The organism is Arthrobacter alpinus (genome assembly GCF_001294625.1).
Lineage (GTDB): Bacteria > Actinomycetota > Actinomycetes > Actinomycetales > Micrococcaceae > Specibacter > Specibacter alpinus_A.
In genome coordinates, this window is sequence record NZ_CP012677.1 from 1,164,132 (window position 1) to 1,189,235 (window position 25,104).

Consider the following 25,104-nt stretch of genomic DNA (forward strand, 5'->3'; position numbering starts at 1 on the left):
ATCTTGCGGACTGCTTGCGGACTAATCCCTGTTTAGCCGCATGTTCTAGCTAGCAGCCGTAGTAGAGCTCGAACTCGTACGGGTTCGGGCGCAATTGCAGCGGCTTGATCTCATATTCGCGCTTGTATTCGATCCACGTGTCAATCAGGTCCTGGGTGAATACGCCACCAGCCTGCAAGAACTCGTTGTCGTTCTCCAGGGCAATCAGCGCCTCGTCGAGCGACTCGGGGGCCTTGGGGATGTCCTTGGCTTCCTCCGGGGGCAGCTCGTACAAGTCCTTGTCGATGGGAGCCGGGGGTTCGATCCGGTTCTTGATCCCGTCAAGGCCTGCCATAAGCTGCGCCGAGAACGCCAGGTACGGGTTGGAGGAGGGGTCCGGTGCACGGAACTCAAGGCGCTTGGCTTTGGGGTTGGATCCCGTGATCGGAATACGGATACCAGCGGAGCGGTTGCCCTGCGAGTACACCATGTTCACGGGGGCCTCGAAGCCCTTGACCAGGCGACGGTAGGAGTTCACCGTCGGGTTGGTGAAAGCCAGCACGGCGTCGGCGTGCTTGAGCAGGCCGCCAATGTACCAGCGGGCCATGTCGGACAGGCCAGCGTAACCCTTCTCGTCGTAGAACAAGGGATCGCCACCGGTCCACAGTGACTGGTGGCAGTGCATGCCCGAACCGTTGTCACCGAAGACGGGCTTGGGCATGAACGTCACTGACTTCCCCCATGCCCAGGCAGTGTTCTTGATGACGTACTTGAACTTCTGCATGTCATCGGCTGCGTGGGTGAGGGTGTTGAACTTGTAGTTGATTTCAGCCTGGCCGGCGGCACCGACCTCGTGGTGGGAGCGCTCAACCTCAAGACCGGCGGCATCCATTTCAAGGCACATGGCGTCACGCAGGTCGGCCTGGTGGTCGATCGGGGCCACCGGGAAGTAGCCGCCCTTGATGGGGGTCTTGTAGCCGAGGTTGCCGCCCTCTTCCTTGCGGCCGGTGTTCCAGTAAGCCTCTTCGGAGTCGATCTTGTAGAAGGAACCCTGCGGGGAGGACTCGTACTGGATGTTGTCGAAGACGAAGAATTCGGCTTCTGCACCAAAAAACGCGGTGTCGGCAATGCCCGTGGAGGCCAGGTAGGCCTCGGCCTTTTCGGCAACGCCGCGCGGGTCGCGGTGGTACGGATCACCTGTGCGCGGGTTCACGATGGAGAAATTCAACGCGAGGGTCTTCTCCAGGCGAAACGTGTCAACAAAGGCGGTCTTGGGATCCGGGATCAGCTGCATGTCTGATTCGGCGATGCCCTGGAAACCACGGATGGAGGAGCCGTCAAAGAGCTGGCCGTTGACAAAGAAGTCAAGGTCCACGGTCTTGGCGGGCACGTTGAAGTGCTGCTGGACGCCTGGCAGGTCGGTGAATCGGATGTCGACGAATTTAATATCTTCGTCCTTGATGAACTGCAGGACTTCTTCAGCGTTCTTGAACATCTACGCTCCTTGGCGCTCGGGGTTTTGGCCGGCTGGGTGCGGCCGTGGTGCATGAACAACTGACACAAGCTTAGGGCCGGGCCGTTACTCCACCATGTCAGAAATGTTTCCGGCACGTTACACGCACTACGGAAAGTCTCGTTGCCCCGGCCATGCGCTTGCGCGGGTAGGCTGGAGGGGTGGTAGATCGTAAAGACATAGGCTCCTGGCTCAGTGGGCCGGACACTTCCAATATATCCAAATTTCCCGGCGAGCGTTTAGGCCAGCCCGAATCGGGCCGAGGATCCATGGCGCGGGCGGGCCGGCGCATCCTGGCAATTTGCATCGACTGGGGTCTGTCGTACCTGATCGCCATCGCCTTTTTCGATGCGAACCCGACCGCCATCCTGGCCATTTTTGCTGCCGAGCAAATGCTCCTAGTGGGCACCCTTGGCTACAGCGTGGGCCACCGGATTATGGGCATCGAAGTGGTACGGCTCGATGGCCGGCAACCTACCCTGCTCGACGGGGTGGTGCGTGCCGTGCTCCTGTGCCTGGTGATTCCGGCCATCATCACCGATGCTGACCATCGCGGCCTCCACGACCGGGCCATCAAGTCCATCTTGATCCGGCGCTAATTGTGTCCGCGTGCGGTCGCGGCCGCGGTATGATGCTGCTCACACACCAATAAGTGAATTTCAAAACAACGATGCCCGGCGGGAAGTTCCCGCCGGGCATCGTCATTTGTCAGTCACGTTAGCGTCCGCGTGAGGCCTTGCGGTCTGGGCGGGCCTTGTACGGGTCGATCCCCTTGGGGATCGGCAGTTTGTTGCCCATGGAGGAGATGCGCTTGTTGACGGCGCTGACCTCAACCTTGGTCAGTTCGCCCTTGAGCTTGTTCATCTTCTTGGTGACCTTGGCGATGGAGGTCTGGCCCTCACCCTTGCCGGTCTCAATGACGGTGACGGTGACGTTGGGCAGGATCCGGTTCAAACGACGTCGTTCGGCATCAACCAATCCCTTCACGCGGGCGGAGGGCCCCTCGGTCACCAGGATAATGCCGGGCTTGCCGATGGCACGGAACACCACATCCTGGGTGCGCGGGTTGACGGCGGCGGGCTGCTCATCAAAGATCCAGCCACGCTTCAACGAGCTCAATGCGGCACCGGCGGCCCCGGGCTTGCCCTCAATCTGGGCGTACGCTGCACGCTCGGCGCGGCGCGACATGATCAACAAGGCGCCCAGCAAACCCAGCGGGATGCCCAGTAGCAAACCGGTGATCCAGTTGCCCGGGGATACCAGCAGTGTCACCAGCAAGGAGACAAGGATCAATCCAAAGAAAGCGCCAAGCATCAGCCACAAGACCATGGGGTCGTGGCGGCGGGTCATCTTGAAGATGTCCACCATTTGCTTGATGCGGCCCGGCTTTTTGACCTTCTTCGGCTTGTCGGCCTTGGGGGTGCGTGAAAAGAGTGAGCGCTTGGGTTTGTCAGCGTCGAGGTGCCCGGAGTCAGTGGTTTTGGCCATAGTAATTCAATTCTAGCGGGTGTTGGATGGAATTAGTGTGCTGCGATGAGGGAGGCGGCTTCCTGGCGGGTATGGCCGGCGTCCTCGATGCCTTCGGCGATGTGGGCGAGGTGTTCGGGGATGTCGCGGCCTTTTTTGCGCATGGCTGTTGCCCAGAGCCGCCCGGCCCGGTAGGAGGAACGCACCAGCGGCCCGGACATGACCCCCAGAAAACCGATCTCGTCGGCTTCCTGGTTCAGTTCCAAAAATTCCGCAGGCTTGACCCAACGGTCCACGGGCAGGTGCCGTTCGGAGGGGCGCAGGTACTGGGTGATGGTGATCAGGTCCGTGCCGGCGTCGTGCAAATCCTGCAGTGCCTGGCTGATTTCTTCCCGGGTCTCACCCATCCCCAGGATCAGGTTCGACTTGGTCACCATGCCGTGATCGCGGCCCTGGCTGATGACGTCCAGGGAGCGCTCGTAACGGAACGCGGGACGGATGCGCTTGAAAATCCGCGGCACCGTCTCCACATTGTGGGCGAACACCTCCGGGTTGGACTCACAGATCGCGGCAATGTTATCGGGCTTGCCGGAGAAGTCCGGGATCAGCAGCTCGACGCCGGTGTTCGGGTTCAGCTCGTGAATCTTGCGCACCGTCTCGGCATAGAGCCACACACCCTCATCCTCGAGGTCGTCGCGGGCCACACCGGTGACGGTGGCGTAGCGCAAGTTCATCTTCACCACGGAGCGGGCCACCTTGGTGGGCTCAAACCTGTCAATCGGGGACGGCTTACCGGTATCGATCTGGCAGAAATCACAGCGCCGGGTACATTCCGAACCGCCGATCAAGAACGTGGCCTCCCGGTCTTCCCAGCACTCGAAGATGTTCGGGCAGCCCGCCTCCTCACACACGGTATGCAGGCCCTGACCCTTGACCAGGTTCTTCATGGCAATGTACTCCGGGCCCATGGACACCTTGGCCTTCATCCACTCCGGCTTACGCTCCACCGGAACAGCAGCATTACGCTGCTCAATCCGCAACAACTTACGTCCTTCAGGTGCCAACGTCACAGCTGTACTCCTTCTGCCACAGGGTGCGCGGCACCCGCCGGGGTTGAGTCAATGTCGGTGGTGGACTCGGTGGCGTCCACTATAAGGGGGGGCAGCAGGCGCCGCGTTGCCGCTTTGAGGGTGGGCAGCAAATCGGCGGGTGTGACGTCGTTGCCGGTTTCGGCAGCGATGGTGGTGGTGCCGGCGTCGGTGATGCCGCAGGCGATGATTTGGGCGTAGGGAGCTAGGTCGTTGTTGGCATTGATCGCGATGCCGTGCATGGTCACACCATCGTGGACACGGATGCCGATGGCCGCGATTTTCCGGCTCGACCCCGTGGCGTCAGCCGGCAGCCAAATTCCAGCCCTGCCCTCAACCCGCACACCCTTGACACCAAAGGCTGCAAGGGTTTCGATGATGATTTTCTCGAGGGTGTGCACATACTCGCGAATGCCGTGCGCGTCTTTCAACCGCACAATCGGATACATCACCAGCTGGCCCGGGCCATGCCAGGTCAGTTTGCCGCCCCGGTCAACATTGACAACCGGTGTGCCGTCAAACGGGCGCTCATTGTCTTCGGTGCGTTTCCCGGCCGTATACACGGCGGAATGTTCCAGCAAGAGCACCGTGTTTGCAGCAGCGCCAGCCACGACGCCGTCGTGCGCTTTGCGTTGCTGGGCCCAGGCGCCGCTGTAGTCGATGAAATTCGGGGCGAACCCGACCTCTGTGAACTCAACAGTCATGTAGGTCACTTTAGGGGACGAAACAACTTCGACTAAATCACCCCGGACCGCAGCCTGTGGATAACTTTGGGCGGGAATGTCAAAAAGGGTCTATCACTGTTACATGAAGGCAAACGAGGAAGGTACGGCCATGATGCCCGTCATCGCCGGCTATGACGCGGTGCGATTGCTGGGAAGTGGCAGCCAGGGTTCTGTCTGGCTGGTGGCGGAAAAGAACGGCGGGGCGCACCTGGCCGCCAAATGTTTCTGGCCTGTCGCTGGCGGAACCGGGGCAGAGCAGGTACCAGGGTCGCGTCACAATGAAAGCGAGGTCACACAGGAGTGGCGTGTTTTGGCCCAGTGTGACCACAACCATCTGATCCGTGTCCACGAGCTGGTAGCTCTGGCAGGAGGTGGTGAGGGGGGTTGGGCCCTGCTGATGGACTACGCTGCGGGAGGATCCGTGCGCGATGTTGTGGCAGCTCGCGGGCCGTTGACGGTGGGGGAGGCTGTCACCGTTTTATCGCCGATGGGGCAGGTGCTCTCCTTCCTGCACGGCAGGGGTGTCATCCACGGCGACCTTGCACCGGGCAATATTTTATTCAGCGCCCACGGGAAACCGTTGCTCGGGGATCTCGGGTTTGCCCGTTTGGTGGGTCAGGGCGGGCCGTCAGGCGGTGGCACGCCCGGCTTCCGTTGCCCCGTGGAGGACGTGCTGACGCAAAGCTCGGACGTCTTCTCCTTGGCGGCAGTGGGCTGGTTCGCGCTGACAGGGCGCCCGCCGCCCCCCACCCGGGACCGTATGCCGCTGAGCATGTACGTGCCCGGTGTGCCGGCAGAGCTGACGGCGGCGCTGGAGGCCGGGCTGGATGAGCGGGCCTGGCACCGTCCGACGGCGGCGGCGTTTGCCCAAGCCGTCTTCCGCAGCGCCCGGGCAGAGCCGCTCGCGCTGGCGCAGTCTGTCCACCCGAGCGTGCTCCCGCAACTGCTGACCCGCGGGGTGGCGAACCGGCGACGCCGGGGCTGGGCTGGGCAGGTGCTCAGGGGGCGCCGGTGGTGCCGGCGCACAAGCAAGCCACACGCTGGTGGTGGCCGGCGGCGGGCCAGGGTGCGCGGGCCCCGGGTGAGCGTGGCCGCTGGGTTCATTGCTGTAGCGGTGGTTGTTGCAGGCTTTGGCGGCTGGCGGTTGATGGCCGGGAACGGTGGGGTGGAAACCGGCACACAAGGCGGCCCGCACGGAGCTGTCACGGCCTCGTCACCGCCGGCCGCAACACCGGCCCCAACAGCTGCGGCACTGGCCGGCCTGGGCGCGGTGGCCTCCATGGTGCCAGCTGGGGTTCGTGCCGAGATGATCTCGGACGATCCCGCGATCGCCTTGACGGCACTGGCCTGGGTCCGGTCCTACGCTCTCTCCAACGTCAACTTCACCTTGCTGGAGGCCGTCAACGCCGCAGGATCCCCGGCGGCTCTGGCCGATACCGCTATTGCGAGGGCACTGGAAAAGGCCGGGCACAGCTACGCCGGGCTGACGACGGCCGTGGCAGAGGCGTCGGTGTCGGCCCGGGCGCCGCAGCCACGAGGTGCCCAAGCCTCCAGCGCGACCGCGACGGTCAGTGCCATGATCACTACCAGCGCCTTTGCTGAACAAGACGCGCGGGGGGAGGTGGTGCACCAGCAAACCACTGAGCAACGGCAGAAACTGGACATTGTCCTGATCTTCCTCAACGGGCGCTGGATGATTCAGGAGATCCTGCCCAGCCCCGGATAAATCAGCTGCAGTGGCTAAGATACGTAAATGACTTCCTCGAGCTATTTCCGGTACCCGCACGTACACCATGACCTGGTCACTTTTGTGGCCCAGGACGACGTCTGGATCGCACCCCTTGCTGGTGGTCGTGCCTGGCGGGTGTCCGCGGAGTCGTCCCCGCCACGGAATCCGCGCTTCACACCCGACGGGAGCCATCTTGTGTGGACCGTGACACGCGGGGCGGCCCCCGAGGTGGTGGTGGCCCCGGTCGACGGCGGTGCGGTGCGGCAGCTGACCCATTGGGGTCATGCCTCCACCAAGGTCAAGGGCTTCACAGCAGAAGGCAAGGTGGTGGTCACAAGCGCTTTTGAACAGCCAGATTCGCGCCTGACGTGGGCCTACGCCGTCGGACTGGACGATGCCCAACGCAGCATGCTCGCCTACGGACCCGTGGACAGTGTGGTCTTTGGCCCTGTGGTGGGGGACGAGCGGCCCATGGTGCTCTCATCCGCGCTTTCACGCGAGCAGGCGGCCTGGAAGCGGTACAGGGGCGGCACGGCAGGGAAGCTGTGGATTGACGCCGACGGATCGGGGGACTTCAGCCGGTTGGTGCCGGAGCTGGACGGCAACCTCTGCGACCCCCTGTGGGTACAGGGCAGGATTGCCTTCCTCTCTGACCACGAGGGTCACGGCAACCTGTATTCGGTGCAGCCCGATGGCAGTGGGCTGCGCCGGCACACCGACTTTGAGGGGTTCTATGTCAGGCATGCCAGCACCGACGGCACCCGAATCGTCTTTGAATCGGCCGGTATTCTGTTCAGCATGGCAAGCCTGGACGAGGAGGCCGTCCAAATCCCCATCACGCTCGGGGCTGCCACAACCGCCAGGACCCCGAAACTGCTCACAGTTGGTGACCACCTCAACGAGGTGGTTCCCAACCATGACGGACGGGCCAGTGTTGTCCAAGCACACGGCAGTGTCCACTGGCTGACACATCGTGGTGGCCCGGCTCGAGTCCTGGCAGGAGAACCGGGGGTGCGGGCCAGACTGGCACGCCCGCTGGATGAGGCACGGGTGTTCTATATAGCCGACAACGGTGGCGAAGAAGCCCTGTACATTCGCACTCTGGCCGGTCCGGGCGAGGAAATCGCCCGGCGCGGGCCCGTCACAACGCAAGCCCCGCCAAGTGAAGGCCAGGAAGGGGCATCAGCGGCTCAGGACGATCCCAACGCCCTACCCCGGCCGGTTTCGGCCCAAGCCGTCAACGCTGACACCTTTCACGAAGCCGTTTCCCCGGTCCGCGACCAGGCACCGAGTCCAGCCGGGGCCGGCGCGCCTGGCACCCGCCAAGACGGCCCCACCGCGGAGGGCAGGGCACCGGCACCAGAGGGGGTCCAAGAACTGCGCCGCATCGAGTTCCCGACCCGGACGCGCGCGGCGCAAACTGTTGCCAGTCCCGACGGCGCCAGCATCGCCGTCGGCACGGAGTTCGGTGAAATCTACTTGGTTGACGTCCACGCAGGCACCATGGAGCGGCTGGCCCAGACATCATCCGGTGCGGTGGAACAACTGGCATTTAGCCCCGACTCGGCCTGGCTGGTATGGAGTGAACCACTCGATCCTGAGAAGCGGCACGCCAAACTTCGTCTGGCGGCACTCAAGGCACCCGCCGCGCCAGCAGAGCGGATCATCGAGTTGACCGACGGTCGTTTTGCCGACCACAGCCCTGTCTTCACCCCGGACGGCAAATATGTGGCCTTTCTGTCCCGGCGTAGTTTTGACCCGGTCTACGACACTCACTCCTTTGATCTGAGCTTCCCGGCCTCCACGAAACCGTTCCTGATAGCGTTGGCGGCCACCACGCCGTCGCCGTTTGGGCCGGACGTGGACGGTGCGCCGCAGCAACGGGCCCCGCGGAAACCAGCAACAGCGCCGGCACAGGAACCCTCGGAACGGGTCTCCACCGCGGTCACGGTGGATGTTGCTGGCTTGGGCGCCCGGATCATCGCGGTCCCGGTTCCCCAAAAAAGTTACGTGGCCCTGTCCGCTGTTGACGGGGGATTGCTCTGGCAGGTTCAACGCTCTCAGGGTGCCACCGGTGACGGCTTGGGCAGGCCCACCGACAAACCTGCAGGCGCCAGGCTAGAGCACTTTGATTTTGCCAGCGGCGAGGTCTCTTCGATTGCGCAGGAAATAGACAGTTTCCGTGTCAGTGGGGACGGAAACTCGGTGGTCACCCTTCGTGAAGGCCATGTGAAGGTTCTGCCCACAACGCCGCGCACACCCGAGGACTGTGCCGATGTCGAGGACGTAGACCTGGCACGAATCCTACTCAAACTTGACCCTGTCAAGGTGTGGGGCCAAGCGTTCGACGAGGCGTGGCGCCTGCAACGTGACTTCTTCTACGCCCCCGACATGGCCGGCGTTGACTGGGACGGCGTGCACGCGCGCTACCGGCCGTTGGTGGAACGGCTTGGCAGTCACGACGATCTGGTTGACCTGTTGTGGGAGATGCACGGCGAACTGGGAACCTCCCACGCCTATGTGACCCCGGCGGCAGCGCCCGGTGCTGACACTCCCGCGCAGGGATACTTGGGTGCGGCCTTTGAGGCAGGCGAGGCGGGGTTCGTCGTCCGTGAGATCCTTGCCGGCGAGTCGTCTGACCCGCAGGCCTTTTCTCCCCTCGCAGCGCCAGGAGTTGCGGTGCGAGTGGGCGAGATCCTTGAAGCGATCAACGGTGTACCTGTTCCGGTCCAGGGCCCCGGCGTCCTGCTGGCCGGCACGGCCGGCACAATTGTTGAGCTGACGTTGCGCAGTGCACCCGAAGCCGGACGAGAGGCGCACACACCCACACGACGCAGGGTCGCCGTCGTGCCTCTGAAGAGTGAAGAGCGACTGCGCTACCAGCAGTGGGTGGCTGCGAACCGGGCCACCGTCCGCCACGCCTCGCAGGGGACGTTTGGTTACTTGCACGTGCCGGACATGATGCCGCGGGGATGGGCGCAACTGCATCGCGACCTGGATACCGAGACCGCCGCTGACGCACTGGTCATCGATGTCCGGCGGAACCGTGGCGGTCACACCTCGCAACTGGTGGCCGAGGTCATCAGCCGGCGGATGGACGCCTGGAGCCTGGCGCGCGGGCAAGTGCCGGAGATCTACCCGTCACAGGCGTTGCGTGGCCCAGTGGTCATCCTCACCGACGAATTTGCCGGCTCAGACGGGGACATCATCACGGCCGTTGCGAAACTTCGCGGGATTGGGCCCGTAGTGGGCATGCGGACTTGGGGTGGGGTGGTGGGCATCGACGGGAAGTTCACCTTGGCCGATGGCACTGCGGTGACCCAGCCACGGTACGCCTTCTGGTTCCGCGGCGGGCAGGGTTTTGAGGTGGAGAACTATGGAGTGGACCCGGACATCACCGTCCCGTACCCGCCGCATGACTACTTGGCCGGCAACGATCCGCAGCTTGAGGCGGCTATCGGGGTGCTGCTGGAGATGCGTGCGGAAATCCCGACGGTGCATCCGCCGGAGCTGGCGGGCTACCGCAATGTGGCCCCGGCGCCCCTCCCGCCCCGACCTTAAGAGCGCTTAAACAGCCACTGGACAGCCAAGGCCGGTTCCGCGAAGGAAACCAGGTTTAACTGTCCAGTGGAGGACGTGGAGTTTAGGCGTCGAGTGTCGCATCCAGGGTGATCTCGATGCCGGACAGGGCGGCCGAGACAGGGCAGCCGGACTTGGCAGCGTTGGCAATGCGGTCAAAGTCCTCCTGGCTGATGCCGGGAATACGGGCTGCGAGCGTCAGGTGACTACCGGTGATACCTGTGCCGGGCACGAAGGTGACCGCGGCTGAGGTGTTGACATAATCGGCAGCGTGGCCGGCGCCGCTGAGCTCATGGGAGAAAGCCATGGCGAAGCAGGAGGAATGAGCAGCCGCGATGAGCTCCTCGGGGCTGGTCTTGCCCTCGGCGGCTTCGGTGCGGGCCTTCCACGTGATCTCAAAGCTGCCCAGATCCGAGCTGTCCAGTGTGACCTTTCCTGCTCCGGTGGGCAGGTCGCCGATCCAGCCGGCATGTGCGTTGCGAGTCGTAGCCATGTTCACTCCTAAAGAAGAATCAAATAATTTCGTTGCCACAGGTTCTCGTGGCACGCCTCTCCACCTTATGCCGTAGATCGCACCCATGGGTGCGGATTACAGCACGCGCATGATTAAGCTGGCAACTATCGCCATTAATACGCAAAATCCAAACACACTCACTGAATTGTGGACAGCCTTCATGGGCACCGACGTTGACCCGAGGGTGGACGGCATCACGTGGCTCAAGTCCTTGAACGGCGGGCCACATATAGCCGTTTGAGGAAGTTGCTGAATCCGCAGACGGCCCGCGCAGGCTTCACCTGGACTTCGCCGTTAATGACGTTGATGACGTTGATGACGGCGGAGACGTTGATGCAGAGGTGCAGGGTGTTGTGGAGCTGGGTGATCCCGACGGTAATCCCAGTGGGATTCTCGTGTACGTTCAGGGGGCGGTTGACCGGCCGGGCAAGTGACAGATCACGCCCTCATTATGGGTCAATGAGGGCGTGACCTGCGAATCTGCGGCCTGAAGTTGGGCGGCCTGAGGTTGGCCCGTTGTGCTGCAACGGTTGCGGCCGGTAATGCAGAAAGGTGCTGGCTCTGTTAGACCCAGAAAACGGCGATGGCAATGTTGATCAGAGCCATACCGCCAACAGCGTGGGCCAGGCCCTTGGGGACCGTCTCGTTGTTCTTGGCCTTGCGGCGGCCAATGAACGCTGCCACACCAACTACCAGGGCGATGATCAGCTTGACGGCCACCTTTGTGTTGTTGGGGCCATCACCATCTCCCATGGATGCCAGGCCAACGAGCAAAATTCCGGTGATGAGCTGGGTCAGCGCACCAATCCACTGCCACTGGGTGACGGTGGGCGTCTTGAACGCAGCGAGCCAACCGCCAACAATCGCAGCGGCACCGAGAATATGCAAAAACACGAGCAATAAGCGTAAAAAGTCCATGCCACCAGCATATGTAATTTGGTGACACAGTGTCTATCAAGGGCCACCTAATGCGGCAGATATGAAAGGTACCCTAGGGACGTACGACGGCGGTGCGGTGACCTAAAAACTCAGGTCACCGCACCGCCGTCGTGCGTTCACTGCAGCAGCGAACCGGGGTCCTTACAGGCCCAGATCGGCCTCAAACGCGCCCTCTTCCAGGCGAGCCTTCAAGGTCTGCAGGAAGCGGCCGGCGTCCGCGCCGTCCACCAGGCGGTGGTCGTACGTCAGGCACAGGTACATCATGTGACGGATGGCGATGGCGTCATCGCCGTCGGCATCGGTTACAACCATTGCGCGCTTGACGATCGCGCCGGTGCCCAGGATGGCAACGTTGGGCTGGTTGATGATCGGGGTGTCAAACAGGGCCCCGACCGAGCCGATGTTGGTGATGGAGAACGTGCCGCCGGAGAGCTCGTCCGGACCGATCTTGCCGCTGCGGGTGCGTGCGGCAACATCGGCGATCTTCGTGGCCAGACCAGCCAGATTCAGATCGCCGGCGTTGGCGATGACAGGAACCAGCAGGCCCTTGTCGGTGTCAACGGCAAACGCCAGGTGCTCGGCGTTGTGGTACGTGATCTGCTGAGTTTCCTCGTTGTACTCACCGTTGACCGAGGGGTGCGCCTTCAGCGCCTCCGCCACGGCCTTGGCGATGAACGGCAGGTACGTCAGCTTGGCGCCGTTGGTTGCCGCGAAGGCATCCTTGGCCTTGCCGCGCAGCTTCACGATGCGCGTCATGTCAACCTCGTGCACCTGGGTGAGCTGCGTGGAGATTTCCAGTGACTCGCGCATGCGCCGGGCAATGACCTGGCGGATGCGCGGTGCCTTCACGGTGGTGCCGCGCAATGAGGAAGGCACGACGGCGGGAGCGGACTTCGCTGCCGGGGCGCCAGCAGCTGCGGGGGCCGGGGCGGCAACGGCCTTGGCGGCCTCAGCTGCTGCCACGACGTCCTGTTTGCGGATGCGTCCGCCAACACCGGTGCCGGTGACGGTGGAGATGTCAACGCCGTGCTGGTTGGCAAGCTTGCGCACCAACGGGGTCACGTAGTTGGACTCAGTGCCGGCGGCGGCGGGTGCCGGTGCTGCTACGGGAGCGGCAGGCGCGGCGGCGGGTGCCGGTGCTGCTACGGGAGCGGCAGGCGCGGCGGCGGGTGCCGGTGCTGCTACGGGAGCGGCAGCGGGTGCCGGAGCTGCAGGGGCAGCGGCGCCGGCGGCACCGATCAATGCTAGGACGCTACCCACTTCTGCGGTCTCATCCTCGGGGACGCGAATCTCTAGCAGGGTGCCCGCCACAGGGGAGGGGATCTCGGTGTCGACCTTGTCGGTGGACACCTCGAGCAGTGGCTCGTCGATCTCGATGGAGTCGCCAACTGCCTTCAGCCAACGCGTGACGGTGCCTTCGGTGACGGACTCGCCAAGCGCGGGAAGCTTGACCTCGAAGGTGTCGCCGGCCGGTGGGGCCGGGGTCTCGACAGGTGTGGACACTGGGGCAGGTGCGGCCGGGGTCTCGGCAGGCTCGGCCACCGGGGAGTCCTCGGCTACCGGGGCTGCGGCAGTAGCGCTGTCGCCGGATCCGATGATGGCAAGGACGGCACCGACTTCTGCAGTCTCGTCCTCGGGAACCAGAATCTGTTCCAGGATGCCGGCAAACGGCGACGGGATTTCGGTGTCAACCTTGTCGGTGGAGACCTCCAACAGGGGTTCGTCCACTTCTACACGGTCGCCGATCTGCTTGAGCCATCGCGTGACGGTTCCTTCGGTGACACTTTCGCCCAGTGCGGGCAAGTTCACGGATTCAGACATTTCGTCCCCGTTCTCCTTTTTGTGCAGTGCAAGTTTGTGCACCAGAGATTGAAATTCATGAGTAATGATTATTTGTCTTTGAGCTTAGTGCACCCGGTGCGGGCACCGGGTGCACTAAGTACAGTGTTCCTAGCCGTGGAGTGGGCGGCCGGCCAGTGCCATGGCCGCCTCACCGAGGGCTTCATTCTGGGTGGGGTGTGCATGGATCAAGCTGGCAACATCCTCCGGGTAAGCTTCCCAGTTCACGATGAGCTGTGCTTCACCGATCTGCTCGCCTACTCGGGAGCCGATCATGTGGACACCGACCACGGGGCCGTTCTTTTCGCGGACGAACTTGATGATGCCACCGGTGCCCAGGATGGCGCTCTTGCCGTTGCCGGCAAGGTTGTATTCGGTGCTTTCAACGTTCTCGTCGCCAAACTTTTCCTTGGCCTGCTTCTCGTTCAAGCCAACGGAGGCGATCTCCGGGTCGCAGTAGGTAACCTTCGGGACGTTGATATCCTCAACCACTACCGGGTTCAGTCCGGCAATTTCCTCGGCCACAAAGATGCCCTGCTGGAAACCGCGGTGTGCCAGTTGAATGCCGGGGACAATGTCGCCGACGGCGTAGATGTTGCCGACGCCGGTGTGCAGGCGGTCGTTGGTGATCACAAAGCCGCGGTCCATGGTGACACCGGCTTCCTCATATCCCAGTCCTGCCGTGGAAGGGCCACGGCCGACGGCGACCAGCATGAGCTCGGCCTCGAACGTCTTGCCGTCAACCAGGGTGGCCTTGACGCCGTCGGCGCTCTGCTCCACTCCCTGGAAGAAAGTGCCGGTGTTGAACTTGATGCCGCGCTTGCGGAAGGTTCGTTCTAGGACCTTGATGATGGCGGCGTCCTCGTTGGGGACCAGCGATGCCATGCCCTCAATGATGGTGACGTCCACGCCAAAGGACTTCCAGACGGAAGCGAATTCCACACCAATGACGCCGCCGCCGAGAACGATCACGCTCTTGGGTAGGTAGTCCATGGTGAGAGCCTGGTCCGAGGTGATGACCTTGCCGCCAATTTCCAGGCCGGGCAGGCTGCGGGAGTAGGAACCCGTGGCGAGGATGATGTTCTTACCGGTGTAGTTCACGCCGTTGACGGTGATGGTGTTCGCTGCGGTGAGCTTACCCTCGCCTTCAATGACGGTGATGCCCTTGCCCTTGATGAGACCCTGCAGACCCTTGTACTTCCCGGCAACAATGCCGTCCTTGTAGGCATTGACGGCCACCATGTCGATTGACTTCAGCTCGACGTTGACGCCAACCTTGGCGCCTTCGCGTGCGTGGTCGGCCACCTCTGCGGCGTGCAGGAGGGCCTTGGTGGGGATGCAGCCGTTGTGCAGGCAGGTGCCGCCCAACTTGCTCTTTTCCACCAACCCAACGGTCTTGCCCAACTGGATGGCGCGCAATGCTGCGGCGTAACCGCCACTGCCACCACCGAGAATTAGGATGTCGAATTCTTGCCCAGCTGCCTGTTCGGCCACTTAGACGCTCCCTCGCGTTTGGGTGGCGCACGGTGTCGTGCGCCATCTCATCAATTGTTGTGGCAGAACGCCTGCTGATGTAGTGGCAGCGTCCTGACATGAAAAAGACAAATACTTTCAGCATTCACCTTAGCGGTCACTTCCTCTATGCTCCACCCCGCACCCGTCACAGTAAAGGAATTTGTGTCCAGCCTCACTATGCCCTTGGTCACCAGCTCCGGCGCCGACCGTGGGTCGAAGCAGGTGCGGGGCCAAGGGCATAGTGCCGTTCCAGTGAGAATGCGCTAGACGCTGCGCGCCACCACATCTTCGACATAGCTCACCAGGGTGCGCACGGCCATGCCGGTGCCCTGCTTGGGCGTGTACCCGTACGGGGCGCTCTCGTTGAACGCCGGTCCGGCGATATCCAGGTGGGCCCACGGGATGGTTTCTCCATCCTTGCCCTTGCCGATGAACTCCTGCAAGAACACTGCCGCGGTCATCATGCCGCCCATGCGTTCGCCGATGTTGGCCATGTCGGCAACGGGGGACTCAAGGGAAGGGCGCAGCTCCTCGGGCAGAGGCATTGGCCAGATGAGCTCCCCGGCACGGTCCGCGGCGGCCTTCAAGGCCGCGCTAACGCCGTCGTCGCCCATGACGCCAGCGGTGCGGTGGCCCAGGGCCACCACCTGGGCGCCGGTAAGGGTGGCGACGTCGATGATGACGTCGGGGAATTCCTGTGACGCGGCCACCAGGCCGTCGGCCATGACCAGGCGGCCCTCGGCGTCGGTGTTCAGGACCTCCACAGTCTTGCCGCCGAAGATCGTCAAAACGTCGGAGGGGCGGATGGCCGTACCGGAGGGCATGTTCTCGGCAATGCACAACCAACCCGTGACATTGACCGGCAGGCCCAGCTCGGCCACAGCAAGCACAGTGTTCAAGACGGCTGCGGCACCGGCCATGTCGCACTTCATGGTGACCATGCCGGCGCCTGGCTTGATGGAGATTCCGCCGGAGTCAAAGGTGATGCCTTTGCCCACCAGTGCCAGATCGGCCACCGATTTGTCAGACTTGTATTCCAACTTGACCATGCGCGGCGGGCGCGAGGAGCCCTGACCGACCCCCATGATGCCGCCGTAGCCGTCCTTGAGCAGGCGCTTCTCATCCATGACGGTGACCTTGACGGGCAGCCCCTTGGCGAGGTCCTTGGCGGCGTCGGCGAACGTTGACGGGTAGAGCACGCTCGGCGGCTCGTTGACCAGGGTGCGGGTGGCGTTGACCGCCTTGGCGACCACGGAAGCGCGCTCCAAGGTTGCGGCCAGAGCGGGGTCCTTGGCCAGGGCGGTGTGGATGGTGACTTTTGCCACAGGGCTCTTCTTGCCTGCAGTGGTGGAGTGCAGGCTGGCGTACTGGTATGCGCCCAGAGCGGCACCCTCGGCGATGGCCGAAACCTGGCCCACCGTCGTCGTCGGCAAAGCCAACACAACATGCTTGAGTCCGGAGAGCTGGCGGATGGCGGAGCCGGCGGCGCGGCGCAATGACTCCTGGGTGATTTCGGTGCCCAAGAGCTTGCCAACGCCGGCAAGGACCAGGATCTTGGTGCCGGTCTCAGGCAGTGCCGGGAGGCGGACCAGCTGATCGGCGGCGCCGCTGACACCCAGGGCGCCCATGGAGGCTTTCAAGGAGCTCACGGCGCTGGCGGACAGCGGGGAGTCCAGGATGATGGGACCGTCAGCACCCTTGCCGACGCCAATGACAAGCGCGTCGGCGGTAACTTTTTTCAGGTCCGTGCTGATGACGTTGAAGGAAATGGTTTTGCTCGCACTCACTGTGGATGTGTCCTCACGATAGGCTGTGTTGGTTGTGTCACTCGCAATCGATCGTAGTCTCACTGCACGCAATGTGTGTACCTCGCATACGCCTGCGACAGGCGGCCGTGGACCCCGCCTGCGCACCCTTGCCCTAAGTCCCCACGGTGCGGCGGCCGGCGATCTCGTCGCCTACGTGCGTTGCGCCGGTTGGGTGTCACCGTAGCCAAGCCGGGTTTGTGCAGGTTCGCGTCTTCGGCTGAGCACCCCCAAAATGCCTGGTCGCAGCGCAGGTGAACAAAACTAAGGGAGTCCGGGATGATTCCGGGCGTCCACGGTGTTGTGCTGGTGAGAGACGTAAGCTTGAGGAAGACTATGAATAACATCACGTACACCCCATTCCAAGAACCCGAATCCCTCTATGCCCTCAACGAGGTGCTGCTGGAGGCTGAGGACCTGCAAGGACTGAACCTACTCATGTCCTTTACCGGCTTTGCCGACGCCGGCCATGTGGTGTCACAGATTTCGGGGGAGCTCACCGACAACCTGGCCGCCGAGCCACTGGCCGTCTTCGACATTGACCAGCTCATTGACTACCGCTCCCGGCGGCCCCGCATGACGTTCATGCAGGATCATCTCAGCGACTACCGCGCGCCGTCGCTGGTGCTGTTTCGTATGATCGACGCCCTGGGGAAGCCATTCTTGTACTTGAACGGCAGCGAGCCTGACCTGCAGTGGGAACGCTTTACGCTGGCCGTGCTGGGGCTGGTGGAGCGCCTGGACGTGAACCTGACCGTATGGGCCCACTCGGTTCCTATGCCGGTGCCGCACACCCGCCCCATCGGCGCCACAGTCCACGGCAACCGGCCCGAACTCATCGACGGCATTTCGGCGTGGAAGTCAACGCTGGAAATCCCCTCGGCCATCGGGCACCTGTTGGAGTATCGTCTAACGGCCCAGGGGCGCAACGTGGCCGGCTATGCCATCCATGTCCCGCACTACCTTGCCGACGCCGAGTACCCTCCGGCTGCCGTCGCCGGTTTGGAATACTTGGGGGCCGCGGCGTCCTTGATGCTCCCCAGCGAACGGCTGCGTGAGGCCGGCCGCGCTGTGGAACGCCAGATCACCGAGCAGGTTGAAGGCTCCGCCGAGGTTGCTGCCGTGGTGGCGAATCTTGAAAAACAGTATGACGAGCACAGCGAAGGCACGGCCCGCAAGTCCCTGCTGACCGGTGACTCAGACGAGTTGCCCGACGCCGACGAGCTGGGTGCAGCCGTCGAGGCGTACCTGGCGAGCCGTGACGCCGGGCCTGACGGCGGCTCCGATCCCGACCAGGGGTAAGACGGGCATAGGCTAGAGGGCGTGGATAGCAAACGCGCATGGATCGTATGGGGTGTGGGCGTGTTCGCCTACCTCGTGGCAGTGACACAGCGCACCTCCTTTGGCATCGCGGGCTTGGAGGCCACTGAGCGATTCAGTGCAAGCGCGTCGGCCCTGTCTGCGTTCACTGTCATCCAGCTGCTGGTGTATGCCGTCCTGCAGGTTCCTGTTGGCGTGCTGGTGGACAGGTTTGGCCCGCGCCTGATGATCGCCTCGGGTGCGGCCCTGATGACCATCGGCCAGATTCAGCTGGCCGCGGCAACTTCCGTGCCCGAAGGTGTGGTGGGCCGTATTTTTGTGGGTGCCGGTGACGCCATGACCTTCATCTCGGTGCTGCGGCTGATCCCGGCATGGTTCCCGTCCCGGCGCGTGCCCATGCTCACCCAGCTCACAGGGCAGCTAGGACAGTTCGGCCAGCTCATCTCCATTGCCCCGTTCGCCATAGTGCTGCACCTGTGGGGGTGGAGCCCGGCGTTCCTCGGCCTTGCAGCTCTTGGCTTATTGTCCTGCGTCCTGGCCGCGACCGTGCTTCGCAACGGCCCAGACCTGTTGGCGGCCAACGCAGTAAAATACGGGATCAAAGACACCGCTGCCGACCTGGCGAAGGCTTGGGTGCAACCCGGGACACGCCTGGGCATGTGGAGCCATTTCGCCACGCAATTCGCCGGCACGGTCTTCGTCCTGACGTGGGGATACCCATTCCTGGTCTCCGGGCAAGGGCTGGACTCTGCCGTTGCCAGCATCCTGTTGAGCTTGTTTGTGGTGGTGGGCCTGATCTGCGGGCCATTGCTGGGCGGCTGGGTGGGCAGGCACCCCTTGCGGCGCTCCACCATGGTCCTGGCCGTGACCGTGGCCATCGCCGTGGCGTGGCTGGCGGTCATCCTCTACCCGGGCCCTGCCCCCGTGTGGTTGCTTGTGGTGCTGGTCTTGGTGCTGGCACTGGGCGGACCAGCCTCCATGATTGGCTTTGACTTCGCAAGGACTTTCAACCCCGCCCACCGCATCGGGACAGCCACGGGGATCGTCAATGTGGGAGGCTTCTTTGCCGCCCTGGTCACCATGTATGTGGTCGGCTTAATCCTGGACCTACTCAACGGCAGCGGATTCTCTGGCGGAGACCTCTACTCCTTGGGCTCGTTCAAGATTGCGCTCTCTTTCCAATTTGTGGTCCTCGCAGTGGGCGGGGTTGCCGTGGTGAGGGCGCGCCGGGATGTCAGGCGCAGGATGGCGCTGGCGGGGGAGCAGGTTCCGCCCCTGCGTGCCGCCTTGGCGGACAACCGCCGGCGGCGGGAGCAGTATAAGAGGGAAATGCGTGCCGAGCGTTTAACCCGGATGCGTTCCAAGGATCCCCAATAGGGAACGAGGCCCGTGTTATCCACAGATGTGGGTGTTCGGGGTGAAATACGCTAGTTTTCGACACGGGCCCAGACCAGCCTTGGACCATGAGAAAACAACAGAAGCAAGAGAAAATTCGGGTAAGCAACGGCGAAGACCTCCTGGCGTTCATTCCACAAATATTGGGGTACTGGCCGGATAAAGCGCTCGTGTGCATTGGCATGGCCGGCAAGGCCCTGCGGGCAACCATGCGACTTGACCTGCCGCCGGCAGGCGGCGTAGATCCGAAACAATTCGCTGCCATTGCCGCCGGCCAGCTGGCCAGCGACGAGCAGTCGGACGGCGTCCTCATTGCCATCTTTGGCGACAACGATTGGACCGACCCCGCCATTTTTCCCCACCAGGACCTGTACAGCTGCCTGCGCACGGCCTTCGCAGCCGAGGGAATGCCAGTGCGGGACGCCTGGTATGTGGGGGAGAACCACTGGCGTAGCGTCGAATGCACCAACCCCTCGTGTTGTCCATGGCCCGGACAAGGCAATGAAAAGATCGTTGGGAGCTTTGTCAACGCCGAGTTCATCTACCGCGGACGGCGGGTGGAAGGGAATCCGAACGAGAGGGTCCCCGCCATGACAGCGGTGACGGATCAAGACTTCGCACTGAAGATCTCTCGCAGCATCCTGCCGTTCCTGGGACCTCTGGCGGAATCGGGTCTGGGTAAAACTCAGCTCGGGGTGACACTTGGGGCGTGGGAGCGGTCCTTGACGCATTGGCCGGAACGGCCGGACGCGGCCATGAGCGCCTACCTCCTTGCCAGCCTCGGCAACGCCGGTGTCAGGGACGCCGTCATGGTGTCCCTGGCCATGACCCCTGAGCTGTCATTGGCCGGGCTTCTAGGCGTCGGGTATCTGACACCGGATGCCCCGACGCTGGTGGTGCCCGTGAACTGGTGCGGGGGAAACCAGGCCGATGGCTATGACATCACGGTGTTGGATGAATCGGATCATGCCGGTGGAGGTGCTGCAGCCACTTTTGGTGCTGTCTTGCTCGGCGGCAACGTCGATGGCGGACGGTGCGACGACGCCCCCAACTGGACGCGGCTGGACCGGGCTGAGGAACTTCTATTGTTTTTGGCGCAATCATCGCAGGGGCCGGCAAACGCTCCTGCATTGTGCATCTTGGGCTGGATCCAATGGTGCCGCGGGAGGGGGACCTGGGCGGGCGCTTACTTTCAGCAGGCCCAGAATAGCTTTCCCGGCTACAAGCTCGCCCATCTGCTTGAACAGCTGCTGGAGTGTGGCTACATTGCGCCATGGGCGAAGAACGAAAAAAGTGCCTGGCCCGGCTATAGCTTCATGGAGGAGACGAGCTGAGTGGTGCGGGCCGTAAGCGCGGAGGTCGCAGAAAACATGAGACAATGAAAGCTGCGACCCGGTGGGGTCCGTGTTTTACGCAGCGCAGTGTGCTTGCGGGTTAAAAAGGAACGAATCTTGTAGGTCTCAGTGGGAACAATACCGAGACTTAGCGAGTTAAACCTATAGACCCTCCAAGTGGCAGTGACGCGTAATGGCAACACGGACTTGACAGGGTCATAGTGGTGTTGCCCGAAGGTGACTCCACAGACCGCCGCAAGAAAGGTTTTCTGTGTCTGCTACTTCCACGAGCAAAGACTCCACAACAAACGAGCCTAAGGATCCTGCAACGTCAGCCGACGCTCCGCTGACCCCGGCCCAGAAACGAGCCGCGACTATAGCGGCTAAGAAGGCTGCTGCGGCTGCGTCAGGTGATGCGCCGGTTGCCGCACCCAAGGCTGCCGTCGCCCGCAAAACCAGGGCAAAGGCCGCGGCCCATGACGAATCCGTCTCAGAGCCGGCTGCCGAAGAAGACGAGCAAGAAGATGGTGTCGAAAAGGCTGAAAGACCTGTTGCCACCGGCACAGGGTTCGTCTACTCCGACTCCGACGACGACGACGCCCCCGTTCAGCAGGTCATGTCCGCCGGCGCCACGGCGGATCCTGTCAAGGATTACCTGAAGCAGATTGGCAAGGTTGCCCTGCTCAACGCTGAGCAGGAAGTCGATTTGGCCCTGCGCATCGAGGCTGGCTTGTTTGCGAACGAGAAGCTTGAAGCCGACAAGGGCAAGATGTCCGAGCAGCTCAAGCGCGACTTGCAGCGCATTGTGCATGACGGCAAGCGCGCCAAGAATCACCTGCTTGAGGCCAACTTGCGACTCGTCGTATCGCTGGCCAAGCGTTACACGGGGCGCGGAATGTTGTTCCTGGACCTGATCCAGGAAGGCAACTTGGGCTTGATCCGTGCGGTTGAGAAGTTTGACTACACTAAGGGCTTCAAGTTCTCCACGTACGCCACCTGGTGGATTCGCCAGGCCATCACCCGCGCCATGGCGGACCAGGCCCGCACCATCCGCATACCTGTGCACATGGTTGAGGTCATCAACAAGCTGGCCCGCGTGCAGCGCCAGATGCTCCAGGACCTGGGGCGCGAGCCCACTCCTGAAGAGTTGGCCAAAGAATTGGACATGACCCCTGAAAAGGTTGTGGAAGTTCAAAAGTACGGACGCGAGCCCATCTCCTTGCACACCCCCCTGGGTGAAGACGGCGATTCCGAGTTCGGTGACCTGATTGAGGACTCCGAAGCTGTTGTGCCCGCCGACGCTGTGTCCTTCACATTGTTGCAGGAACAGCTGCACTCAGTTTTGGACACTTTGTCCGAACGTGAGGCCGGCGTCGTTGCCATGCGCTTTGGTTTGACCGATGGACAGCCGAAGACATTAGACGAAATTGGCAAGGTCTACGGAGTGACGCGTGAACGCATTCGCCAGATCGAATCCAAGACCATGTCCAAGCTGCGCCACCCGTCGCGCTCACAGGTTTTGCGCGACTACCTGGACTAGCTCTAACCGCCGGCCTTGTAAGTCGCTGGTGCGATTTTGAAGGAACTTGGTGTACGTGGGCCCAGTACTGCAGCTCAGGTCCTCTCCTTTTTAGAGGGACCTGAGCTGTATCCGGCCGCGGCAAAAGTAACGCCGTCGAACGCGTAAACACGCAAAAATGAGGGTCCCGGATCGCTCCGGAACCCTCATTTTTGCGTGTTTAGCTCATCGGCTCTGCGTCGACTGCTTCTTAGTCAACGGAGACTTAGTCAACGGAGACGGGGACCTTCTCCGTCAGGCGGCTGGTCTCGTCATGCCACTGTGAGGACAGCGGCTTCAGGGTCGCCTCGACTGAGCGGGCATGGTGGCCGCAGAAGAGCAACGCCCCGCCGGAGGATTCCAGCACAACCCGGACATAGGCTTGTGCGCCGCAACGGTCGCAGCGATCCATCGTGTTCAGCTCTAGGCGTGCAATGGCGGTGGTACTCATGATGGCCTCCTTCATAGATCTTGTTACTTATACAACCACTCTTTGGGCCTATTCCATCCTCCGACGGGGCCACTTTCGCTCACCGCGTAGCCGTGTCGGACCGGCATGCCTGTCGGGGAGGAGGGCATTGAGCGGTTAACCTTGAATGCGGGCAGATGCCATTCTCCCTGCGAGTTCTTCCCTGCCCCCAGGCTTCGCCCGCACCATCAGAAGGAGTATGCCAACAGTGGCACGTTCGAGTTCCGATTACAGCGCCCGCCACCTTTCCGTTCTGGAGGGGTTGGAAGCCGTTCGGAAACGTCCCGGCATGTACATTGGCTCCACGGACTCCCGCGGGCTCATGCACTGCCTGTGGGAGATTATCGACAACTCGGTCGATGAGGCTCTGGCCGGCTACGGCCAGAACATCACCGTGATCTTGCACCGGGACAACTCTGTTGAGGTGCACGACGACGGCCGCGGCATCCCCGTGGATGTCGAACCCAAGACCGGGCTCACCGGCCTGGAAGTGGTCCTTACCAAGCTTCACGCCGGCGGCAAATTTGGCGGTAGCTCTTACGCAGCGTCGGGTGGCCTGCACGGGGTTGGTGCCAGTGTGGTCAACGCGCTTTCGGCACGCATGGACGCGCAGGTGGACCGCGGCGGTAAAACTTATCAGATGAGTTTCCGCCGGGGCGAGCCGGGCCACTTCAAGGATCTGGGTAAGACCCTGAGCCCGTCGGTTGAGTTTGAGCCTTTCACCGACAAATCCAGCTTGGACATTGTTGGTACCACCAAGCGCGGGGTGACCGGGACCCGGATCCGTTACTGGGCCGACCGGCAGATCTTCACCGCCGATGCGAAATTCTCCTACGACGAGCTGGCGGCACGCGCCCGGCAAACCTCTTTTCTGGTTCCGGGGCTGAAGATCACCGTCCGGGACGATCGGCGTCTGGCTGGTACGCCCGGCGAGTTCGCCTCGCACGAGGAGGTTTTTCATCACGACGGCGGACTCACTGAATTTGTTGACTTCCTGGCCGTAGGCGGGGGTGTCACCGACATTTGGCGGTTGCAGGGCCACGGCTCCTTCACCGAAACCGTGCCGGTGCTCAATGCCGAGGGGCACCTTGTCAGCACTGCCGTGGAGCGTGACTGCGAGGTCGATATAGCCCTGCGCTGGGGTGTTGGCTACGACACCACCATGCGCAGCTTTGTGAATATCATCGCCACGCCCAAGGGCGGTCGGCACCAGGAAGGCTTTGAGCAGGCACTGCTCAAAACCTTCAGGAAGGTTATTGAGGCCAACGCGCGCAAGCTCAAGGCTGGCACGGACAAGGTTGAAAAAGACGATGTCATGGCCGGAATGACCGCTGTCCTGACCGTCCGCCTGGCCGAGCCCCAGTTCGAGGGACAGACCAAGGAAATTCTGGGCACCCCTGCGGTGAAGAACATTGTGGCCAAGGTAGTGGAGAAGGAACTCAAGGCGAAACTGGAAACCACGGCCCGCGGCGAGAAGATTCAGGCCGCCACGTTGCTGGAGAAGGTTGTCTCGGAGATGAAGTCGCGTATTTCTGCGCGCGTCCACAAGGAGACCCAACGCCGCAAAACGGCTCTGGAGACCTCTTCTCTGCCAACAAAGCTGGCTGACTGTCGCAGTAACGACGTGAAGAAGACCGAGCTGTTCATCGTTGAAGGTGACAGTGCCCTGGGCACGGCAAAACTTGCACGCTCCTCCGACTTCCAGGCGTTGCTGCCCATCCGTGGCAAGATCTTGAACGTCCAAAAGGCGTCGGTGGGGGACATGCTGGCGAATGCCGAATGTGCGGCCCTGATCCAGGTGGTGGGGGCAGGGTCCGGGCGCAGCTTTGACCTGGAATCGGCACGCTATGGCAAGGTGATCTTGATGACCGATGCCGACGTCGACGGCGCCCACATCCGCACCCTTTTGCTGACCTTGTTCTTCCGCTACATGCGCCCGATGATCGACGCCGGCAACGTCTATGCTGCTGTCCCTCCGCTGCACCGGGTGGAGGTCATGAACGCCGGGTCCAAGGCCAACGAGATGGTGTACACCTACTCGGAGAATGAGCTCCACACGCTCTTGACCAAGCTGGAGAAAACGGGAAAGCAGTACAAGAAACCCATCCAACGCTACAAGGGGCTCGGTGAGATGGATGCGGAGCAGCTGGCGGAAACCACCATGGATCCGCGCCACCGCATGCTACGCCGGGTGACCAGCGCCGATGCGGACAGGGCCGAACACACCTTTGAGCTGTTGATGGGCTCGGATGTGGCACCCCGCAAGGAGTTCATCGTGGCCGGCAGCGAACACCTGGACGCCGACCGGATCGACGCCTAGCATTCTCTGCCAAGCC

18 protein-coding genes are annotated in these 25,104 nt (G+C 62.5%); 8 read left to right on the plus strand and 10 right to left on the minus strand.

Features of this window, described 5'->3' with window-relative positions:
* Positions 1–49: 49 nt before the first annotated feature.
* On the minus strand, positions 50–1,474 hold the full coding sequence (glnA, locus tag AOC05_RS05130) for a type I glutamate--ammonia ligase (protein ID WP_062006225.1): 1,425 nt from the start codon (positions 1,472–1,474) through the stop codon (positions 50–52).
* Positions 1,475–1,653: 179 nt separating this feature from the next.
* Between glnA and AOC05_RS05135 the strand changes: the two genes are divergently transcribed.
* Positions 1,654–2,091: an RDD family protein gene (locus tag AOC05_RS05135; protein WP_062006227.1), complete on the plus strand. Its 438-nt coding sequence runs from the start codon at positions 1,654–1,656 to the stop codon at positions 2,089–2,091.
* A 118-nt stretch (positions 2,092–2,209) separates the two neighbouring features.
* On the opposite strand, the gene AOC05_RS05140 is transcribed toward AOC05_RS05135, so the two are convergent.
* The 3 genes from AOC05_RS05140 to lipB are packed head-to-tail and all read right to left on the minus strand — an operon-like array spanning position 2,210 to position 4,751.
* On the minus strand, positions 2,210–2,980 hold the full coding sequence (locus AOC05_RS05140) for a DUF4191 domain-containing protein (protein WP_062006229.1): 771 nt from the start codon (positions 2,978–2,980) through the stop codon (positions 2,210–2,212).
* Positions 2,981–3,012: 32 nt separating this feature from the next.
* On the minus strand, positions 3,013–4,029 hold the full coding sequence (lipA, locus tag AOC05_RS05145; RefSeq protein ID WP_062006232.1) for a lipoyl synthase: 1,017 nt from the start codon (positions 4,027–4,029) through the stop codon (positions 3,013–3,015).
* Positions 4,026–4,751: a lipoyl(octanoyl) transferase LipB gene (gene lipB / locus AOC05_RS05150; protein WP_062006234.1), complete on the minus strand. Its 726-nt coding sequence runs from the start codon at positions 4,749–4,751 to the stop codon at positions 4,026–4,028. Before lipB ends, lipA begins: the two co-directional genes overlap by 4 nt.
* 103 nt (positions 4,752–4,854) lie before the next feature.
* Between lipB and AOC05_RS05155 the strand changes: the two genes are divergently transcribed.
* Positions 4,855–6,498, plus strand: a complete 1,644-nt coding sequence (locus AOC05_RS05155; RefSeq protein ID WP_195849427.1) for a serine/threonine protein kinase — start codon at positions 4,855–4,857, stop codon at positions 6,496–6,498.
* Positions 6,499–6,525: 27 nt separating this feature from the next.
* A complete protein-coding gene (locus AOC05_RS05160; RefSeq protein ID WP_062006238.1) occupies positions 6,526–10,062 on the plus strand; it encodes a S41 family peptidase in 3,537 nt (1,178 codons plus the stop codon).
* Positions 10,063–10,144: 82 nt separating this feature from the next.
* On the opposite strand, the gene AOC05_RS05165 is transcribed toward AOC05_RS05160, so the two are convergent.
* The 5 genes from AOC05_RS05165 to AOC05_RS05185 form a co-directional block, all read right to left on the minus strand.
* Positions 10,145–10,573 carry an OsmC family peroxiredoxin gene (locus AOC05_RS05165; protein ID WP_062006240.1) on the minus strand — a complete coding sequence of 143 codons (429 nt, stop codon included), beginning with the start codon at positions 10,571–10,573 and terminating at the stop codon, positions 10,145–10,147.
* Between the two features lie 585 nt (positions 10,574–11,158).
* Positions 11,159–11,512 carry a hypothetical protein gene (locus AOC05_RS05170; protein ID WP_062006242.1) on the minus strand — a complete coding sequence of 118 codons (354 nt, stop codon included), beginning with the start codon at positions 11,510–11,512 and terminating at the stop codon, positions 11,159–11,161.
* 162 nt (positions 11,513–11,674) lie between these two features.
* The gene (sucB, locus tag AOC05_RS05175) at positions 11,675–13,354 is read right to left on the minus strand and encodes a 2-oxoglutarate dehydrogenase, E2 component, dihydrolipoamide succinyltransferase (RefSeq protein WP_062009397.1); all 1,680 of its coding nucleotides are present in this window, start codon (positions 13,352–13,354) and stop codon (positions 11,675–11,677) included.
* A gap of 129 nt (positions 13,355–13,483) precedes the next feature.
* A complete protein-coding gene (gene lpdA, locus AOC05_RS05180; RefSeq protein WP_062006244.1) occupies positions 13,484–14,866 on the minus strand; it encodes a dihydrolipoyl dehydrogenase in 1,383 nt (460 codons plus the stop codon).
* 284 nt (positions 14,867–15,150) lie between these two features.
* The gene (locus AOC05_RS05185; protein WP_062006246.1) at positions 15,151–16,674 is read right to left on the minus strand and encodes a leucyl aminopeptidase; all 1,524 of its coding nucleotides are present in this window, start codon (positions 16,672–16,674) and stop codon (positions 15,151–15,153) included.
* A 354-nt stretch (positions 16,675–17,028) separates the two neighbouring features.
* Here AOC05_RS05185 and AOC05_RS05190 point away from each other — a divergent pair, with 354 nt between their 5' ends.
* From AOC05_RS05190 to AOC05_RS05205, 4 genes are all read left to right on the plus strand, one after another.
* Positions 17,029–17,994 carry a proteasome assembly chaperone family protein gene (locus AOC05_RS05190; protein WP_062006248.1) on the plus strand — a complete coding sequence of 322 codons (966 nt, stop codon included), beginning with the start codon at positions 17,029–17,031 and terminating at the stop codon, positions 17,992–17,994.
* A gap of 21 nt (positions 17,995–18,015) precedes the next feature.
* Entirely contained in the window at positions 18,016–19,389 is a 1,374-nt protein-coding gene (locus AOC05_RS05195; RefSeq protein ID WP_062006250.1) for an MFS transporter, read from the plus strand.
* A gap of 86 nt (positions 19,390–19,475) precedes the next feature.
* Complete coding sequence (locus AOC05_RS05200) at positions 19,476–20,741, plus strand: DUF4192 domain-containing protein (protein WP_062006252.1); 1,266 nt, start codon at positions 19,476–19,478, stop codon at positions 20,739–20,741.
* A gap of 271 nt (positions 20,742–21,012) precedes the next feature.
* The gene (locus AOC05_RS05205) at positions 21,013–22,281 is read left to right on the plus strand and encodes an RNA polymerase sigma factor (RefSeq protein WP_062006254.1); all 1,269 of its coding nucleotides are present in this window, start codon (positions 21,013–21,015) and stop codon (positions 22,279–22,281) included.
* A 244-nt stretch (positions 22,282–22,525) separates the two neighbouring features.
* On the opposite strand, the gene AOC05_RS05210 is transcribed toward AOC05_RS05205, so the two are convergent.
* Complete coding sequence (locus AOC05_RS05210) at positions 22,526–22,750, minus strand: DUF7455 domain-containing protein (protein WP_062009398.1); 225 nt, start codon at positions 22,748–22,750, stop codon at positions 22,526–22,528.
* A gap of 217 nt (positions 22,751–22,967) precedes the next feature.
* Between AOC05_RS05210 and AOC05_RS05215 the strand changes: the two genes are divergently transcribed.
* Positions 22,968–25,088 carry a DNA gyrase/topoisomerase IV subunit B gene (locus AOC05_RS05215; protein ID WP_062006255.1) on the plus strand — a complete coding sequence of 707 codons (2,121 nt, stop codon included), beginning with the start codon at positions 22,968–22,970 and terminating at the stop codon, positions 25,086–25,088.
* Positions 25,089–25,104 lie beyond the last annotated feature (16 nt).

What these genes read in the sequence shown, in the direction of transcription:
- AOC05_RS05210 (WP_062009398.1), bottom strand. Translation starts at nt 22,750, where the DNA reads ATGAGTACCACCGCCATTGCACGCCTAGAGCTGAACACGATGGATCGC.
- AOC05_RS05215 (WP_062006255.1), top strand. Translation starts at nt 22,968, where the DNA reads ATGCCAACAGTGGCACGTTCGAGTTCCGATTACAGCGCCCGCCACCTT.
- sucB (WP_062009397.1), bottom strand. Translation starts at nt 13,354, where the DNA reads ATGTCTGAATCCGTGAACTTGCCCGCACTGGGCGAAAGTGTCACCGAA.
- AOC05_RS05155 (WP_195849427.1), top strand. Translation starts at nt 4,855, where the DNA reads ATGAAGGCAAACGAGGAAGGTACGGCCATGATGCCCGTCATCGCCGGC.
- AOC05_RS05160 (WP_062006238.1), top strand. Translation starts at nt 6,526, where the DNA reads ATGACTTCCTCGAGCTATTTCCGGTACCCGCACGTACACCATGACCTG.
- AOC05_RS05190 (WP_062006248.1), top strand. Translation starts at nt 17,029, where the DNA reads ATGAATAACATCACGTACACCCCATTCCAAGAACCCGAATCCCTCTAT.
- AOC05_RS05165 (WP_062006240.1), bottom strand. Translation starts at nt 10,573, where the DNA reads ATGGCTACGACTCGCAACGCACATGCCGGCTGGATCGGCGACCTGCCC.
- lipB (WP_062006234.1), bottom strand. Translation starts at nt 4,751, where the DNA reads ATGACTGTTGAGTTCACAGAGGTCGGGTTCGCCCCGAATTTCATCGAC.
- AOC05_RS05140 (WP_062006229.1), bottom strand. Translation starts at nt 2,980, where the DNA reads ATGGCCAAAACCACTGACTCCGGGCACCTCGACGCTGACAAACCCAAG.
- glnA (WP_062006225.1), bottom strand. Translation starts at nt 1,474, where the DNA reads ATGTTCAAGAACGCTGAAGAAGTCCTGCAGTTCATCAAGGACGAAGAT.
- AOC05_RS05200 (WP_062006252.1), top strand. Translation starts at nt 19,476, where the DNA reads ATGAGAAAACAACAGAAGCAAGAGAAAATTCGGGTAAGCAACGGCGAA.
- AOC05_RS05170 (WP_062006242.1), bottom strand. Translation starts at nt 11,512, where the DNA reads ATGGACTTTTTACGCTTATTGCTCGTGTTTTTGCATATTCTCGGTGCC.